The organism is Methylobacterium sp. WL1, assembly GCF_008000895.1.
Taxonomy (GTDB): Bacteria; Pseudomonadota; Alphaproteobacteria; order Rhizobiales; family Beijerinckiaceae; genus Methylobacterium.
Genome location: NZ_CP042823.1, coordinates 238365 through 255123, shown reverse-complemented (window position 1 = coordinate 255123; position 16759 = coordinate 238365). Strand labels below are relative to the sequence as shown.

Genomic DNA, 16759 nt, shown 5'->3' with positions numbered 1-16759 from the left:
CGCCGAACCGGTGTCTCATCGGCGGCAAGCGCTCAAGCCGGAAACCCCGCCCGATGATCGTCGAGTCCGCCGCGGCGGCTTTGCGCCAGACCTTCTCCCCGCCGCTGCGGGCGATTCTGTGGAAATCCCTGAGCCTGACGCTCGGGCTCCTGGTCCTGCTCTGGTTCGGCCTGACCCACCTCGTCGAGGCGTTCCAGGCGAGCCACCACATCTCCGCCCAGTACCCGATCCTCGACAACCTCGCCTACTACCTTGCGGGCTTCGGCTTGTTCGTGGTGCTGGCCTACCTCATGCCTGCGATCTCGATCCTGGTGGCCGGGTTCTTTCTCGACGATGCCGCCGCGATCGTCGAGCGCACGGACTTCCCGAACGATCCCCCGGGCCGGCCGATGCCGCTCGGCACCGCGCTCTTCTACGCGGTGCGCTTCGCGGGTGTGACGCTGCTCGTCAACCTGGCGGCCCTGGTGATCTTCTTCGTGCCGGTCATCGGGATCGCGGCGTTCTTCGGTGCCAACGCCTACCTGCTGGCGCGGGAATATTTCGAGATGGCGGCGGCCCGGTTCCGGCCACTCCCGGAGGCCGCCGACATGCGCAAGACCTTCGCATTCCGGACGCTCGGCGCCGGCTGCCTGATGTCGGCCCTGATGGTTGTGCCGATCCTCAACCTGCTGACGCCGCTGTTCGGGATCGCCCTGATGGTCCACCTGCACAAGCGGCTCAGCCGACGCCTGCGCTTGGAAGGGCCGGTGGCGCGATAGTCGCGATGCGGCGAAGCCTCGCTCTGTTCGTCGCGGTCTTCGGCCGCTACCGTGACGAGAAGAGGCGGTATTCGCGGCGGAGAGCCGAACGATGAAGGCGCAAGACGCGGCTCGAGACGCGGCTGAGGGTGGCCCTAAGGATATCCCCCCGCCGCCCGGCAAGCGCCCCTTCGTCCTCGTGGGCCTCACCGCGCTCGGATTGCTGGGTTACGGCGCCTACAACCACTGGCAGCGGGACGTCGAGGCCACCGCGACCCTGGAACGGATCAAGACCCTGGTCCCCCAGGTGCGCACCGTCGTGGCGGAGCGGGCCAACGGGCCCCTCGACCTGATGCTGCCGGGCGAGACACAGGCTTTCACGACCGCGGCGATCGCGGCCCGCGCCACTGGTTACATCGCCGAACGACGGGTCGATATCGGCTCCCGGGTCAAGGCCGGCGACCTGCTCCTGCGCATCGCGGCCCCGGACCTCGACCAGCAACGCGCGCAGGCCGAGGCTCAGGTCGGCCAGCTGAAGGCGCAGCTGCTGCAGGCTCAGGCGCAGGTCGAGCAGGCCCGGGCCAACGTCAACCTCGCCAACCTGACCAACAACCGCACCTCGACCCTGGCCGTCCAGGGCTGGGCCTCGCGCCAGAACGCCGACACGTCGCAGGCGAGCGTGCTCTCGCAGGCCGCAACCCTTGCGGCCGCCGAGGCGGGCGTGAAGGTCGCCACCGCCAACATCACGTCGCAGGAGGCCGTGGTCGACCGCCTAAAGGCGCTCACGGCGTTCGAGCGGGTGGTCGCACCGTTCGACGGCGTGGTCACGACCCGCAACGTCGATGTCGGCGATCTGGTGAGAGCCGATAACGGCGGCACGCCGCTCCTCAGCATGGACCAGGACAGTGTCCTGCGCATCACCGTGAACGTGCCGCAGAACGATGCCGTGGGCGTCAAGCCGGGCGTCCAGGCCGAGATCCGCGTCCCGCAGATCCCGGGCCGCCGTTTCGGCGGCTTCGTCGAGCGCAGCTCGGTGGCGTTGAATGCCGCCTCGCGGACCCTGACCACGCAGGTGGACGTGCCCAACCCCGACCGGGCGCTTCGGGCCGGGCTCTACGCCACCGTGACGCTGAAGATCCCGCGCACCGAGGAGAGCGTCTCGGTTCCAGCCGAGGCGACCGTCTTCAACCGCAACGGTTTTCAGGTCGCGGAAGTCGGCGAGGACGACCGGGTGACCTGGCGCACGATCAAGGTCCGGCGCGATCTCGGGCGGAGTCTCGAACTCGAATCGGGCTTGGCAGCCGATAGCCACATCATCTTCAGCCCGCCTCCGGAGCTGCGCGACGGCCAGACGATCGAGCGCGTGAAGCCGGCACAGCAGACCAAGCCGATCCGGGCCGCGGAGCGGTGATCGGCTGAGGCTGGAGGAGGGTTCTCTCGGCGCCCTCGCCTCTACGAACTCTCTTTCATCCCGGGCTGCTTCTCGGCACCCCGAGAGGCGTGGGAACTGATCCTCCGGCGCTCGGCGTCGCGAGTTGGCGGAACCTTCGCCGCACGTCCAGCCACCTTGCGAACGTAGCCGCGCAAACCACGGAGGCGTCACGGTCTGAGATCGCGCGCGGCACTGGATGCCTGAGTTGCGCGAGCGAAACGGCCTGGGATCAGAAGCAAAGGGGCTTCCCCGGACCGTCGAACCGGTCTCAGTTCACCCGCACCACGAGCTTCATCTTCGGGTGGATGCCGCAGAGCACCTGAAAGGTACCACGCTCGGTGAAGGTGACCGGCGTGCGGCTGCCCGGCTCCTGATCGCCGGAATCGAAGCTGAACGTATCGGATTCCACGAACACGTGGTGCAGCAGGTCGCTGTCGTCGTTGACGAACGTCACCGTCTCGCCGCGGCTGAGTGCGATGTTTCCCGGTTGGAACGCGCGGCCTTTCTGAGACACCAGCAATCCGGAGGCTTCCAGGTCGCCGACCAGGATCAGGCCGCAGATCAGGCCGAGGGCCAGCGCGAGGGTCGCCGGCAGAGCCGATTTCCAGCGGAGCGGGACGGGCATACTCGGCGCAGCGGGGGCCATGGCATTCCTCGGGCTGATCGAGGCAATCTACCTGAGACTTTATTGCGAAATCATTTTCGAAAACCCGCACGTTCCACGGAAATGGGCTGTTTGCGAGACCAGAAACCGCCCAAAACGTTTATCCATAAGACGAACCGATAATCGCTCCGGCTAATCGGCTCTTAACATGTGGCAATTACGGTTCATGGAACCTGTCACACGGCGCGGTGCGATGCGAGACCCCGAGAGAGCGACGGCTGAGCGACCGCCTTCGGGTCTGATGCGCTTTATGCGCGGCATCACGGGCGTTTCGGCGACGATCCGCGGTCGGATCTTCGTCGCGTTCCTGGGCATGAGCCTGCTGTCGGGCGCGCTCGGACTCTATGCCGTGGTGGCGATCTCGCATGTCGGGGCGCTCGTCAATCGCACCTATGACGAGTCGCTGATGTCGATCAATTATGCCCGGGCGACCGCGGCGGATTTCGCGAAGATGCGCAGCGTCTTCGCGCGCCGGACTCATGTCCGCGACGCCGCCCAGGCGGCCAAGCTGGATGCCGAGATCGCCGATCTCTCGACGACGCTCGCCGAAGACCTGACCATCGCCGTGGAGCGCTCGCAATCGGACCGGTCGGTGCGCACCGCGGGCGCCGTCCAGGCCGCGGTGGCTGCTTGGGAGGAGATGCGCCGCGGCCTCGACCCGGCCACCGCCCGTCCCGAGCGCTGGGACGCGCTGGACCAGTATGCCAGCGTGGTCGACAACCAGATCGACCTGCTGGTCAACTACACGGCGGGCGACGGCTTCACCTTCCGGCAGGCGGCCCGGATGCTGGTGGCCCGGGAGATCCACGTCAACGCCATCGCGGCGGGGCTGGCGGTGTTCGCCTGCGCGCTGATCGCCTGGCTGCTCAACCGCCGGATCACCGGCCCCCTGGCCGATGCCTCGGCGGCAGCGGAGCGGATCGCCAGCGGACGCCTCGACGACCGGATCCCGGCCGGCGGCCGGGACGAGCTCGGCAGCCTGCTCCGCGCGATGGCGGTGATGCGCGACAACATCCAGGCGATGATGCAGCGCGAGGTCAGCCAGCGCCGGGTCGCCGAGGCCCTGGTGACGGACGCGCTGCAGACCTCCCGCGAAGGTGTGGTGGTGGTCGACGCCGTGGGGTGCATCGCGCTCGCCAACGCCCAGGCGCTGCGCTTCTTCGACGGCCTCGAGGCCGCGATCCTGGCGGGCATTTGCCCGTCGGATACCGAGGACGGTTCCGGCACCGGCTCGCAATCCCTCGACGAGTGCTTCCTGGCGCTCGCCCGCGACGGCGACATCCGGCTTGCGGACGGCCGCTGGCTGCGGGTGAGCCGAAGCGCCACCCAGTCAGGGGGCTTCGTGGCCGTGTGCAGCGACATCAGCCTGCTCAAGGAGCAGGAGGACCGGCTGACCGAGACCAACCTGCGGCTCGACGCAGCGCTGGACAACATGTCCCAGGGCCTCTGCCTCTACGACGCGCAGCATCGCCTGATGGTGGTGAACCGGCGCTACAGCGAGATCTACGGCCTGGCCCCCGGGACGATCGTTCCGGGGATGTCGGCGCAGGACGTGATGCGGGCGAGCCTCGTGGCCGGCAACCATCCCGGCAGCGACCTCGCCGCCCTCCTCCACCAGGAGCACGAGGCGCATCGCGGTGGCATCTGGCACACGCAGTTCCAGGAACTCGCCAACGGCCGCACCGTCTCGATCGACCGCCGCGAGACCGCCGATGGCGGCTTCGTGGCGACCTACGAAGACGTCACCGAGCGCCGCCGCGCCGAGGCCCGCATCGCCTTCCTGGCGCACCACGACACGGTGACCGGCCTGCCGAACCGCGAAGCCCTGGGCCAGCAGATCGAGATGGCGGTGGCGCAGGCCGGACGCGATTCGGGCTTCGCCGTCTTCGCGATCGACCTCGACGACTTCCGCCCGGTCAACGAGACGCTCGGGCACGGGGTCGGCGACGAGCTGCTTGCGGCTGTCGGCGAGCGGCTCACCGCCTGCGTGCGCGAGATCGACTGCGTCGCCCGGCTCGGCGCGGACGAGTTCATCGTCGTCCAGCGCGGCGTCGACCGCCCGGAGGAGGCCGCGATCCTGGCCCGCCGGATCATCGCGGTGTTGAGCGCGCCCTACAGCCTGAGCAACCACGAGATCAGCGTCGGGCTGACCATCGGCATCACCCTGGCACCGAGCGACGGGGCCAGCTGCGAGAAGCTCCTGAAGAACGCCGAGGTCGCCCTCGACCGCGGCAAGACCGAGGCCCGGGGCTCGTTCCGGTTCTTCGAGCCCGAGATGGATGCCCGCCTTCAGGCGCGGCGGCTCTTGGAGCGCGATTTGCGCGACGCGCTGATCCGCGAGGCGTTCGAGGTCTATTACCAACCGATTTACAGCCTCGACACGGACCGAATCTGCGGCTTCGAGGCGTTGCTGCGCTGGGACCATCCGACCCGCGGCTTCGTCTCGCCCGCCGAGTTCATCCCGATCGCCGAGGAGCTGGGCCTGATCGTCCCGCTCGGCGAATGGGTTCTCCGCCGGGCCTGCGAGGAGGCCGCCCGCTGGCCGGACGGGCTCAAGGTAGCGGTGAACGTCTCTGCGGTGCAGTTCACCTCGGCGAGCCTCGTCACCGCGGTGCGCGAGGCCCTCCGCCGGACCGGCCTGCCCGGCCGCCGCCTGGAGCTGGAGATCACCGAATCGGTGCTGGTGGCCAATCCCGGCGCGACCACCGCGATCCTGCACAGCCTGAAGGCGCTCGGCGTGCGGGTCTCGATGGACGATTTCGGCACCGGCTACTCGTCGCTGAGCTACCTGCGCAGCTTCCCGTTCGACAAGATCAAGATCGACCAGTCCTTCGTGCGCGACCTGTGCGTGAAGGACGGGACCGACTTCATCGTCCGGGCGGTGATCGGGCTGGGCTCCAGCCTCGGCATGACCACCACCGCCGAGGGTGTGGAGACGGAAGCGCAGCTCGCGCATCTGCGCGCCGAAGGCTGCGACGAGGTCCAGGGCTACCTGATCAGCCGGCCGGTTCCGGTCTCCCAAGTCAGCGAGGTCATCCAGCGCTGGAACGGCGCCGCCCGGGCGATCGCCTGAAAGCATCCCTCCCCCGGCGCGGGGGAGGGATTGGCGCCTTACTCGGCCGCGTCGAGGCGCGGGCGCTCGATGTGGCTCCGCTCGGTCTTGACCAGCTCGGCCGTGCGGAACGCCACCTCCAGCGCCTGCTCGGCGTTGAGGCGCGGGTCACAGTAGGTGTGGTAGCGGTCCTGCAGGTCGTCGGCCGTGAGCGCCCGGGCGCCGCCGGTGCACTCGGTCACGTCCTTGCCGGTCATCTCGAGGTGGATGCCGCCCGCGAACGTGCCCTCGGCCCGGTGGACGCCGAAGAAGCCCTCGATCTCCTCCATCACCCGGTCGAACGGCCGGGTCTTGTAGCGGCCCGCCGCGACGGTGTTGCCGTGCATCGGGTCGCAGATCCAGACCACCGATCGCCCTTCCCGCTCGACCGCCCGGATCAGGCCCGGAAGGTGGTCGCCGACCTTGTCGGCGCCGAACCGGCAGATCAGGCTGAGCCGGCCGGGCTCGTTCTCCGGGTTCAACTGATCGACCAGCCGGATCAGGCCGTCCGCCTGCATGGACGGACCGCATTTCAGGCCGATCGGGTTCTTGATCCCGCGGGCGTATTCGACATGCGCATGGTCCGGCTGCCGCGTGCGGTCGCCGATCCACAGCATGTGCCCGGAGGTCGCGTACCAATCGCCCGTGGTCGAGTCGACGCGGGTCAGCGCCTCCTCGTAGCCGAGCAGCAGGGCCTCGTGGCTGGTGTAGAAATCGGTGGTCCGCACCTCAGGGTGGGTTTCCGGGTTGATGCCGATCGCCCGCATGAAGTCGAGCGCGTCGGTCATGCGGCCGGCGACATCCTGGTAGCGCGAGGATTGCGGCGAATCCTTCACGAAGCCCAGCATCCAGCGGTGCGCGTTCTCCAGGTTGGCGTAGCCGCCGGTGGCGAAGGCGCGCAGCAGGTTCAGGGTCGCGGCCGATTGCCGGTAAGCCTCGACCTGACGGCGCGGATCCGGCGTGCGGGCCTCCTCCGTGAAGCCGATGCCGTTGACGATGTCGCCGCGGTAGCTCGGCAGGCTCACGCCATCGAGGGTCTCGGTGGGGGACGAGCGCGGCTTGGCGAACTGGCCGGCGATACGCCCGACCTTCACCACGGGCGAGCCGCCCGCAAAGGTGAGCACCATCGCCATCTGCAGGAACACCCGGAAGAAGTCGCGGATGTTGTCGGCCGAATGCTCGTCGAAGCTCTCGGCGCAGTCGCCGCCCTGGAGCAGGAAGGCCTCGCCCGCCGCGACGCGCCCGAGCGCCGTCTTCAGTTTGCGTGCCTCACCGGCAAAAACCAGCGGCGGAAAGCTCGCGATCTGGGCCTCGACCGCCTGCAGCGCTGCCGAATCCGGATAGGCGGGGACCTGCTGGATCGGCAGGTTCCGCCAGTTCTTCGGTGTCCAACGCTCGGCCATGACCTCTCTCCGCGCACGTTCGTCGTGCGATCGCGCATGACGCGCGAAGCGCGGCTTATAGAGAGGTTCCCCAGCGCATGCGAGGGGCGGATTCCTGAGGGCTGGCAGGAGCCTGAAGCAGAGTTGGGGCCGGGTTTGCCTGCGGGGGATGGTTTGGACGCCAAACCGAGCGCGTGAGGAACATGCCCCCTGCAGGTTTGAAGGTTCACCGAGGCGCGAACATTATTCCCGTCATCCCGCGGTCGCGAAGCGGAACCCGGGATCCATAATCACCGCCGCGTCAAGCACTTGCGTCCTCGGCGTCTCTGGATCCCAGGCACGCCTCAGGCGCCCCCGAATGGCGGCGGGAATTCTCCCGCGGCGTGAGCAAGCCGCGTTCACGGATGCCTCAAGGCGCCTGTGTGGAGTCCCCGCTCGCTCAGGCTTCGCCGTCCTCGACCTCGATCCCGTGCTCGGCCAGAATCCAGAAGATCGCTTCCAGATCCTCCGCGGAGACGTCGCGCGGCGGAAGCGCCTCCTCGAGGTCGTCGTAGGTCAGGCAGCGGCTGCGCTGGGTCTCGGCCTTCGCGAGCAGCCGGTCGATCGCCCGGCGGATGTCGGCGGGCAGCGCGTCGTGGCTCGGCACCCGATAGCTGAAGGCCGGCCGGAGGGCATCGGCCAGGAGGCCGTCGATGATCGCCTGACGGCGCGCGTACGCGTCGTCCTCGCGATTGCCCTTGCCTGCGCCCTGCTTACCCATGCCCCTGATATGGCTCGGCCGCGCACCGCGTCGAGACCCCGCGACGCGGGGAACTTACCCGACGCCGACCGGATGCTTGGTCACCTCCGGCACCCGCATGGTCACGAGTTCTTCGGCGGCGGTGGGGTGGACCGCGATCGTCCGGTCGAAATCCGCCTTGGTGGCGCCCATGGTGACGGCGATGCCGACGGCTTGGATCACCTCGCCGGCATCGTGGCCGAAGATGTGGACGCCCACCACCCGGTCGCTGGCGCAATCGACCAGCACCTTCATGAGGATCCGCTCCTCACGGCCCGAGAGCGTCGCTTTCATGGGTCGGAAGCGCGCCTTGTAGACGTCGATCTTGCCGTAGATTTCCCGGGCGGCAGCCTCGGTATGGCCGACGATGCCGATCTCCGGCGTCGAGAACACCGCGGTCGGGATCAGCCGGTGGTCGACGCAGGACGGCCTGCCCCCGTAGACCGTGTCAGCGAATGCGTGGCCCTCGCGGATCGCAACCGGGGTCAGGTTGGCGCGGTTGGTGACGTCGCCGACCGCGTAGATCGACGGGACCGTGGTCTGGGAATAGGCGTCCACCGGGATCGCCCCGGCGGCGTCAGTCTCGATCCCGACCTTCTCCAGACCGAGCCCGGCGACGTTCGGGCGCCGCCCGGTGGCCACCAGGACCTGATCGACCAGGATCTCGGAGCCGTCGTCGAGCTGCGCGCACAGACCGGCTTCGCGCCGGTCGATCCAGATCAGCGTACGGCCGAGCCGCAGATCCATGCGCTGGCGATAGGCCTCGGCGAGGGCATCGCGGACCTCGTCGTCGAAGCCGCGCAGCAGCCGGTCGCCCCGGTGGAGCAGGGTCGTGCGGCTGCCGAGCGCCGCGAACACGCCGGCGAATTCCACCGCGATGTAGCCGCCGCCGATCACCAGGATTCGCTCGGGCAGGCCCTCGAGTTCGAACACCTCGTTCGAGGTGATCGCGAACTCGATCCCCGGCACCGCGGGCTCCTTCACCGGATGCGCGCCGACTGCGACCAGGATCCGCGCCGCCCGCACCGTCCGGTCCGAGCCGAGCAGGCGAATCGTATGCGGATCCTCGATCACCGCGCGTTCGGGCAGGATCTCGACGCCGGCGCGCATCAGGTTGGTGTCGTAGATCCCTTCGAGCCGGGTGACCTCCGCGTCGCGGCGCCGCTTGAGGACGCTCCAGTCGAAGCGCGGCTTATCGACCGTCCACCCGAAGCCCGCGGCATCCTCGAATTCGTCGGCGAAGCGGCCGGCATAGACCATGAGCTTCTTCGGCACGCAGCCGCGGATCACGCAGGTGCCGCCGACCCGGTACTCCTCGGCCAGCATGACCTTGGCGCCGTAGCCGGCCGCGATCCGGGCGGCCCGGACGCCTCCGGAGCCGCCGCCGATGACGAAGAGGTCGACGTCGAAAGCGCTCATGCGGGGCCGTCCATCTCGCGTCTCGTATCCGTGCGGGACGTCACCGCCTCACGCATCCAATTGGCTTCGCGCATCCACGTGATGGCAGCGCCGAGCCCGGCCGTCCACCACGCCGCCCAGCCATTGTGCTCGACGAACGCGATGGCGGCCGCGCCGGCGACGAGACCCAGTGCCGCGGCGCGGTCGGGCTGCCGCATCCCGGCGACGCGGCCGAGCATCAGCATCAGGACCAGCGCGCCGAGGAACGCACCAGGCAATCCCAGTTCGGCCCAGACCTGCAGGAAGCTGTTATGCGGGTGGCCGACCCCGAGGAGGACCCGCATCTCGGGCGCGACCACCCTGGCCGCGGGAGCCTCGGCGAATCGCGCGCTGGTCCCGAACCCGGCCCCGCGCCACGGATCGGCCGCCACGGCCGCGCCGAAACTGCGCGCGATGGCGACCCGCGCCCGCGAGGAGGATTGCACCAGACGCTCATGCGCGGCGTCCGGCATGATCCGGGCGAGCAGGTCGCCCTCGACAGGGGCGAGTGCCACGGCGAGGCCGAGGCCAACGCCGGCAAGCGCGATCCCGACCCGCGTCGGGAGCAGCCGGGCCAGGCCGAACAGCCCGGCCCCGGCCAGGAGCCCCAGCTGGGCGGCGCCGCTGATCGAGCGCAGAATGCCGAGAGCCGCGAAGACCAGGCTGGCCGCCGCGAGGCCCCGGGACCAGGCGCGCCACAGCACCAGCGCGACGGGACCGGCGACGAGGTCCAGCGTCAAAGCCGGGCGATTGTGCACGAAGGCGGCGACCCGGCGTCCGAGCGCCCGTTCGAGGGCGAGGTCCGCGGCGAGGTCGACCGCGATGACGAGGCCCGCCAGAGCGGTCGCGGCCGCGGCGAGGCGGGGCGCGAAGGCCGGGATCCGCCCGGGGGCGAGGCAGGCGAGCAGGTAGGCGGCGGCCAGGGTCGGCAGGAATTCGCCGAGCACCCGCAGCGACGAGCCAGGGAACGGCGCCCAGGCGAAGGAGACGAGGCACCAGGCCAGGAAGGCGAGCGCCGCGATGCCGAGTGGCGTGCCCAGCGGAGCCAGCAGCCGGGGCACGAGGGTACGGCGATCCTCGAAGAAGCGTCCGACGAGGAAGGCGAGCGCGGCGAGGGCGATGACCGCCGGGCTCGACCTGTTGGCGAGCACCATGGCAAGCGGCAGGACGGCGAGCAGGATCGCACCCGCCGTGTAGAGGCGGCTGGCGAGCTTCTCGGAGGCCCTGTGGGCGTTAGACGGCGCTCGCATGACGTTCAGGGGCAACGGATCTCCAAACGACCCCCTCATCCCGAGGTGGGAGCACAGCGAGCTTCGAAGGAGTCCTCCAGACGGCCGTGCGATCTTTGGACGGCTTCAGACCGGCCTCCGCTGCGCTCCGTCGCCTTGGGATGAGCGCGTGGGTGGGACAGTCGGGGATGCAGCCGATCTCGCGACCGCCCGCGCTCCCTTCACTGCATCTGATGGCCGCGCTTGCCCATCTCGGCCCGAACCCGGACCATGACGTATTCGGACACTTCCTGCGTCCAGTCCTGCATCTCCTGCACCATCTCGTCGAGGAGCTGCGGCTGGGCCTCGACGTAGTGCTTGCCGGCCGGCGAGCGGAAGAAGGTCGCGATCTCCTTCAACTCGGGCTCCGGGAACTTCGCCGCGTAGGTGCGGGCGGCGATGTCGATCATGCGCTGCTTCTGCAGCTCCATCTCGGGCTGGAGGGCGGTCAGCACCTCGTCGAGATCCTTGGCGAGTTCCGGCCGGGTCACCGTCTGCTTGCGGATTTGGTCGGCGAAGGCCGGCAGGACCGAATCGAACGAGCGGGCGATGCCGGAGCTGAGCATTACCTCGCGGGCAAGAGCGAGGTGGCTCGCCGTGAAATTCGGCGTCGCGGCGGCCGGCGTGTTCGGCTGCGCCGCGGGCTTGCCCGGGGCCGGCTTGTTGGCTTGGGCCGAAGCCGCATGCGGGAGAATTGTGGCCGCGGCGAGCGCGAGGCCGAGCGCGGCGGTGAGGCGTCGGGACATGCTGAATGTTCCTGCGAAAGGGTTTGGCGCTTCAGACCAAGCTGCCGAGAATGGTGACCTCGGCCCGCCCACCGCGGTCCGCCGCCAGGATCGCGGCGTCGGCGATGCCGAGGAACAGGCCGTGCTCGACGACGCCCGGCACCGACCAGAGGGCGGCTCCGAGCGCGTCCGGATCGGGGATCGCGCCGAGATGGGCGTCGAGGATGTGGTGGCCGCCATCGGTGAGAAGCGGCTTGCCGGCCGGATCGCGGCGCAACCGCACCGGGCCGGAGCAGCCGACCTTGGCGACAGCCGCCTCGACCGCGCGGTGCGTGGCGGTAAGGCCGAACAGGTTCACCTCGATCGGCAGCGGGAAGGCGCCGAGCCGGGCGACATGCTTGGCCGCATCGGCGATCACAACCATGCGGCGGCTGGCGCAGGCGACGATCTTCTCCCGCAACAGCGCGGCGCCACCGCCCTTGATCAGGCGCAGCTGGTCGTCCACCTCGTCGGCGCCGTCGATGGTCAGGTCGAGCTCGGGCTGTTCGTCCAGGGTAGCGAGGCGGATGCCGAGGGTTTCGGCCTGCACCCGCGTCGCCTCTGAGGTGGGCACGCCGACGATGTCGAGCCCGTCGCGGACGCGGTCGCCGAGCAGGGCCACGAAGGCCGCCGCGGTCGAGCCGGTGCCGAGGCCCAGCCGCATGCCAGGCTCGACCAGGTCGAGGGCGCGCGCCGCCGCCGCCCGGCGCAGGTCCGGTCCGCTCACCGCAGGGACGCCCGGTGAGCGGGGTGGATCGAGATGTCGCGCATGCGGGGCAGCCGGGCTTCCTGGGTCGGTCGCGCGGCCCCTAGCATGCCGCAGGGCGGACCGGAACGGCTCCGCGGGGCCGCTGGCTTCAAAAGCGGCCGCCCTGTGCCGGCGTGGCGCTGGCCCCGGCCCTGCCGGGCGCGGGTCCGGTCAGCGGCGCATCGGAGGCGCCCTCGGCGCCGGGCTTGGCCTGCTGAGTGCAGACCACCTGCTCCTTCTTCACCAGCACGAAGCAGATACTCATTTCGCCGGTCCGGTAGTTGACCCGGAACACGCCGGCCTCGCGTGTGTGGCGGCTTGCGACCAGCCCGTATTCCGACGGCGCCTGAGCCCCGGCGCCCTCCCCGGGGCCGAAGCACACGGTCTGGCCGATGCCGCCGGCCGATTCCTGAAGCCCGTACTGGCACGAGGTCACCTCGCCGGTAACCTTGTCGACCCGGTACATCCGGTTCAGGTCGGTCTGCGGCGCGGGCACGAACTCGAACGAGGTCGCGGCGGCCGGCGCGCTGGCGAGCGCAAGGCAGGTGGCAAGCAAGAGCAGAGACGGTTTCATCACGGGATCCGGGAACTGACGCCCCCCGCCTTTCGCTGGGCTTTCGGGCGAGTGTGGGGCGCCGCGCCGCCTTGCACCCGCCTCCGGCCGGCTTTAGCGAGGCCGTAGCCCAGCAGGAGCCCGTCCCGATGCCGCCCGAATCGACCGCCCGTCCGCCGATTGCCGTGTTCGACCTGGACGGGACCCTGGCCGAGACCGCGGGCGACCTCATCGGCACGCTCAACGTGCTGATGAAGCGCGAAGGCCTGGCCGAGCTGCCCCTGTCCCAGGCCCGCGGCCTGATCGGGGCCGGCGCCAAGGCGCTGATCCGGCGGGGCTTCGAGGCGGAGGGCCGCGCGCTCTCGCCGGAGGACCACGAGCGGCTGTTCAAGGCCTTCATCGCCCATTACGGCGAGCACCTCGCCGACACGTCGCACCTCTATCCCGGTGTGGCGGAGGCGCTGGACACGCTGGAGGCGGCGGGCTTCCGGCTGGCGGTCTGCACCAACAAGTTCGAGGGCCAGTCGGTGGAGCTGCTGCGCCTGCTCGGGATCGGCCATCGCTTCGCGGCGATCTGCGGGCGCGACACCTTCCCGGCCTACAAGCCCGATCCGAGCCACCTCACCGGCACGATCGAACGCGCTGGGGGCGACCCGGCCCAGGCCGTGATGGTCGGCGACTCGCGCACCGACATCGACACCGCCAAGGCCGCCGGCATCCCGGTGGTGGCGGTGACGTTCGGCTACACCGACGTGCCGGTGGCCGAGCTCGGGCCCGACCGGGTGATCGAGCATTTCTCGGATCTGGCCGAGGCGGTCCGCGCCCTGGTGCCGGTGGGCGCGGCCTGATCGTTCAGCGCAGCCAGGTCCGCAGCCGCACCACCGCCTCCCGGCACTCGGCCTCGGAGCCGGCGAACGAGAACCGGACGTGGTGGTGGCCGAGATCCGGATCGAAATCGAGCCCCGGGGTCGCGGCGACGTTGGCCTCGTCGAGCATGCGCCTGCAGAAATCGGTGGCGTCGTTGGTGAGGTTCGCCACGTCCGCGTAAAGGTAGAAGGCGCCGTCGGCCGGGTGAACGCGCCCGAGGCCGAGGCCGGGCAGCGCGTCGAGCAGGATCGCCCGGTTGCGGGCATAGCCGTCGCGGACGGCGTCGAGTTCTTCCGTGGCGTCCAGCGCGGCGAGCGCGCCGATCTGCGAAAGGTAGGGCGCCGAGATGTAGAGGTTCTGCGCCAGCCGCTCGATCGGGCGGACCAGAACCTCCGGCACCACCATCCAGCCGACCCGCCAGCCGGTCATGCAGTGGTATTTCGAGAACGAGTTGATCACCACCGCGTCGGGGTCGAACCGCAGGGCAGTCACGGTCGGAACGCCGTAGCTGAGGCCGTGATAGATCTCGTCCGAGATCAGCGGCAGGTTCAAGTCGCGGGTGGCCGTGCAGAGGTCCCGCAACGCGTCCTCCGTGATCACCGTGCCGGAGGGGTTGGCCGGGCTCATCACCAGGGCGCCGGCCACCGGTGCGCGCGCATGGGCCTCGCGCAGGAGCGCGGCCGTGGGAGCGAAACGGTCCTCGACGCGCAGCACCATCGGGGCCGGCACGAGATCGAGGGAGGCCAGGATGCTGCGGTAGGCCGGATAGCCGGGCTGCGGCACCGCCACCCGGGCGCCGGCATCGAACAGGCTCATGAAGGCCAGCACGAAGCCTGCCGAGGAGCCGGTGGTGATCACCACCCGCTCCGGGCTCACCGCGACGCGATGGCGCTCGGCATAATCCCGGGCGATCCGCTCGCGCAGAGCTGGCAGGCCGAGCGCCTCGGTATAGGGGACGCGGCCGGTGGCGAGCGCCGCCTGCGCCGCCGCGATCACCGCCCGCGGGGCCGGCGCAGAGGGCTGGCCGACCTCCATGCGCACCACGTCGTCGCCGCGCCGGGCCTTGGCGGCGGCCGCGGCCATGACGTCCATGGCGAGGAACGGCTGGACGGCGGCGGCCCGCCGGGAGATCGGGATCATGCTTTCCTGACGGGGCGCGAGGGCGGAGACGGTGCAGTGCTCGGGGTTAGCCCCTGGCGGCCTAGCCCTCAACCGGTGTCAGTGCGGCGCGAAGCCGGCAGCCATGTTGACCACCAGAGCCAGGATGCCGGTGTTGAACAGGTAGGCGCCCACCGTCTGCACCGTCGCGATCCTGCGCATCCTCTTGCTGGTGAGGTTGGTGTCGGAGGTGGCGGCCGCTGCCCCGATGGTCACGGTGAAGTACAGAAAATCCCAGAAATCCGGTTCGGTTTCGCCGTGGAAATCCAGGCCTCCGCGCTCGGCGCCCGCCTCGTCCTCGGCGCCGTAATAGACGTGGGCGTAATGCACCGTGAAGATCATCTGCACGAACACCCAGGTGCAGAGCAGGCTCGTTCCGGCGAGTGCCAAGGCGTAGCGCGCGCCGGGCCCAGCGATGCGGCCGCCGACGCCCAGCACCGCCACCGAGCCGAGGCTCGCGGCCGCCGCCAGCAGGGCGAAGACCGTGATCACCCTGGCGCTGTCGTCGAGCCGGGCGGCCTCGCGCCGCATGGCGTCCCGGGTCTGGCCGGTGGCTCGCCGTATGACGAGTCCGGCATGGACGATCACGCCGGCGCACCAGCCGACGAGCAGCCGCATCCCCGGGTCGAGGCCGGGCACCACCAGGGCGGCGGCGACCGCCACCAGGATCGCGCAGAGCAGGTGCGGGCGTAGCCAGAAGGCGCGGAACAGCTTGGGCATGACGAACCGGATGACGCACGGCGGGCGGGATCTCCCGGCCGGGATCGCGATTTGACCCGGCGCCGCGAAAACGCCTAACCCACCCTTTACCGCTTGCGCCACGCGCGGGCCGGCTTGCCGCGCAAGCGAGGATCCATGCTCTTCAACCGCTCCCTGCCCGCGCTGGCCCTGGCGCTCGGCCTCGCCGCCGTCCCGGCTTCGGCGCAGGACGCTACGCAGTCCGCCGCTCCGGCCACCGCTGTCGTGGGCTCCCCGTTCACGGACGCGCAGCGGGCCGGCATCGAAGCGATCGTCAAGGACTACCTGATCAAGCACCCCGAAGTGCTGCAGGAGGCCCTGGCCGAGGCCGAGAAGCAGCAGGCGGAGACGCAGCGCCTCGCTCAGACGGCGGCCCTCAAGGAGGCCCGCGAGGCCCTGATCAACGGCCCGCACGATGTCGTCGCCGGCAACCCCGCGGGCGACGTCACACTGGTCGAGTTCTTCGACTACAATTGCGGTTATTGCCGCAAGGCGCTGATCGACGTGCAGACCCTGATCAAGACGGACCCGAAGCTGCGGGTGGTGATCAAGGACTTCCCGGTGCTCGGTCCGGAATCCCTCGAGGCGAGCCAGGTCGCGGTCGCGGTGCGCCAGCAGCTGAAGGGCGACAAGCTGTTCGAATTCCACCAGAAACTGTTGGAGACCAAGGGCCGCGTGAACGGTGCCCGGGCGATCCAGGTCGCCAAGGACCTCGGCGCCGACACGGTCAAGCTGCAGAAGGACATGGCCTCCCCCGAGGTGAAGGCCGCGCTCAGCGAGAACCGCGGCCTGGGTGACCGGCTCGGCCTGTCCGGGACGCCGGCTTTCATCATCGGCGACGAGGTGATTCCAGGCGCCGTCGGCGTCGATCCGATCCGGAAGACGATCGCGGATGTCCGCCAATGCGGCCACGCCTCTTGCTGAGGCGCCTCACCGGAGCTTTCCACCGGCGGATGGCGAAGGGCGCGGCCTTGTCCCCCCCGGCCGCCTTCGTCTAGACCATCATCGCGAAGGGCGGTTGCCACCTTTCGGAAAAAGATGATGCAAAACCAAAGTTCTAGCGCTTCGTGCCGGTTCCGATCCCCGGAACGATGCGCTAAGAGCCGCCAGCCATGAGGCTGTGATCGAGTGCCAGCGCGCAT

At 69.8% G+C, this 16759-nt stretch carries 15 protein-coding genes; 5 read left to right on the top strand and 10 right to left on the bottom strand.

Features of this window, described 5'->3' with window-relative positions; all coding sequences use genetic code 11:
- Positions 1–53: 53 nt before the first annotated feature.
- Together FVA80_RS01440 and FVA80_RS01435 are read left to right on the top strand one after the other, a co-directional pair.
- Positions 54–758: a sulfate transporter family protein gene (locus FVA80_RS01440; protein ID WP_147906130.1), complete on the top strand. Its 705-nt coding sequence runs from the start codon at positions 54–56 to the stop codon at positions 756–758.
- A 91-nt stretch (positions 759–849) separates the two neighbouring features.
- Positions 850–2148 carry an efflux RND transporter periplasmic adaptor subunit gene (locus FVA80_RS01435; RefSeq protein WP_147906131.1) on the top strand — a complete coding sequence of 433 codons (1299 nt, stop codon included), beginning with the start codon at positions 850–852 and terminating at the stop codon, positions 2146–2148.
- Positions 2149–2437: 289 nt separating this feature from the next.
- On the opposite strand, the gene FVA80_RS01430 is transcribed toward FVA80_RS01435, so the two are convergent.
- Positions 2438–2815: a plastocyanin/azurin family copper-binding protein gene (locus FVA80_RS01430; protein WP_246692227.1), complete on the bottom strand. Its 378-nt coding sequence runs from the start codon at positions 2813–2815 to the stop codon at positions 2438–2440.
- Between the two features lie 268 nt (positions 2816–3083).
- Between FVA80_RS01430 and FVA80_RS01425 the strand changes: the two genes are divergently transcribed.
- A complete protein-coding gene (locus FVA80_RS01425; RefSeq protein WP_246692226.1) occupies positions 3084–5906 on the top strand; it encodes an EAL domain-containing protein in 2823 nt (940 codons plus the stop codon).
- A 38-nt stretch (positions 5907–5944) separates the two neighbouring features.
- Here the strand turns inward: FVA80_RS01425 and FVA80_RS01420 are convergent, their stop codons facing one another.
- The 7 genes from FVA80_RS01420 to FVA80_RS01390 all read right to left on the bottom strand — a co-directional run bounded on the left by FVA80_RS01420 (position 5945) and on the right by FVA80_RS01390 (position 12875).
- Positions 5945–7327, bottom strand: a complete 1383-nt coding sequence (locus tag FVA80_RS01420; protein WP_147906133.1) for a 3-deoxy-7-phosphoheptulonate synthase class II — start codon at positions 7325–7327, stop codon at positions 5945–5947.
- A gap of 418 nt (positions 7328–7745) precedes the next feature.
- Positions 7746–8066 carry an RNA polymerase sigma factor region1.1 domain-containing protein gene (locus tag FVA80_RS01415; protein ID WP_147906134.1) on the bottom strand — a complete coding sequence of 107 codons (321 nt, stop codon included), beginning with the start codon at positions 8064–8066 and terminating at the stop codon, positions 7746–7748.
- Positions 8067–8120: 54 nt separating this feature from the next.
- Entirely contained in the window at positions 8121–9503 is a 1383-nt protein-coding gene (gor, locus tag FVA80_RS01410; protein WP_147906135.1) for a glutathione-disulfide reductase, read from the bottom strand.
- Positions 9500–10771 (bottom strand): O-antigen ligase family protein, encoded by a 1272-nt coding sequence (locus tag FVA80_RS01405; RefSeq protein ID WP_147906136.1) that lies wholly within the window; start codon positions 10769–10771, stop codon positions 9500–9502. Before FVA80_RS01405 ends, gor begins: the two co-directional genes overlap by 4 nt.
- A gap of 200 nt (positions 10772–10971) precedes the next feature.
- Entirely contained in the window at positions 10972–11535 is a 564-nt protein-coding gene (locus FVA80_RS01400; RefSeq protein ID WP_147906137.1) for a DUF2059 domain-containing protein, read from the bottom strand.
- A 31-nt stretch (positions 11536–11566) separates the two neighbouring features.
- Positions 11567–12280 (bottom strand): ribose-5-phosphate isomerase RpiA, encoded by a 714-nt coding sequence (gene rpiA, locus FVA80_RS01395; protein ID WP_147906138.1) that lies wholly within the window; start codon positions 12278–12280, stop codon positions 11567–11569.
- Positions 12281–12410: 130 nt separating this feature from the next.
- Positions 12411–12875, bottom strand: a complete 465-nt coding sequence (locus FVA80_RS01390) for a hypothetical protein (protein ID WP_147906139.1) — start codon at positions 12873–12875, stop codon at positions 12411–12413.
- A 128-nt stretch (positions 12876–13003) separates the two neighbouring features.
- Between FVA80_RS01390 and gph the strand changes: the two genes are divergently transcribed.
- On the top strand, positions 13004–13702 hold the full coding sequence (gene gph, locus FVA80_RS01385; protein WP_147906140.1) for a phosphoglycolate phosphatase: 699 nt from the start codon (positions 13004–13006) through the stop codon (positions 13700–13702).
- A 4-nt stretch (positions 13703–13706) separates the two neighbouring features.
- Here the strand turns inward: gph and FVA80_RS01380 are convergent, their stop codons facing one another.
- On the bottom strand, positions 13707–14861 hold the full coding sequence (locus FVA80_RS01380; RefSeq protein ID WP_147906141.1) for an aminotransferase class I/II-fold pyridoxal phosphate-dependent enzyme: 1155 nt from the start codon (positions 14859–14861) through the stop codon (positions 13707–13709).
- Positions 14862–14939: 78 nt separating this feature from the next.
- On the bottom strand, positions 14940–15599 hold the full coding sequence (locus tag FVA80_RS01375; protein WP_147906142.1) for a DUF1345 domain-containing protein: 660 nt from the start codon (positions 15597–15599) through the stop codon (positions 14940–14942).
- 135 nt (positions 15600–15734) lie between these two features.
- Between FVA80_RS01375 and FVA80_RS01370 the strand changes: the two genes are divergently transcribed.
- On the top strand, positions 15735–16541 hold the full coding sequence (locus FVA80_RS01370) for a DsbA family protein (RefSeq protein ID WP_147906143.1): 807 nt from the start codon (positions 15735–15737) through the stop codon (positions 16539–16541).
- The last annotated feature ends 218 nt before the right edge of the window (positions 16542–16759 follow it).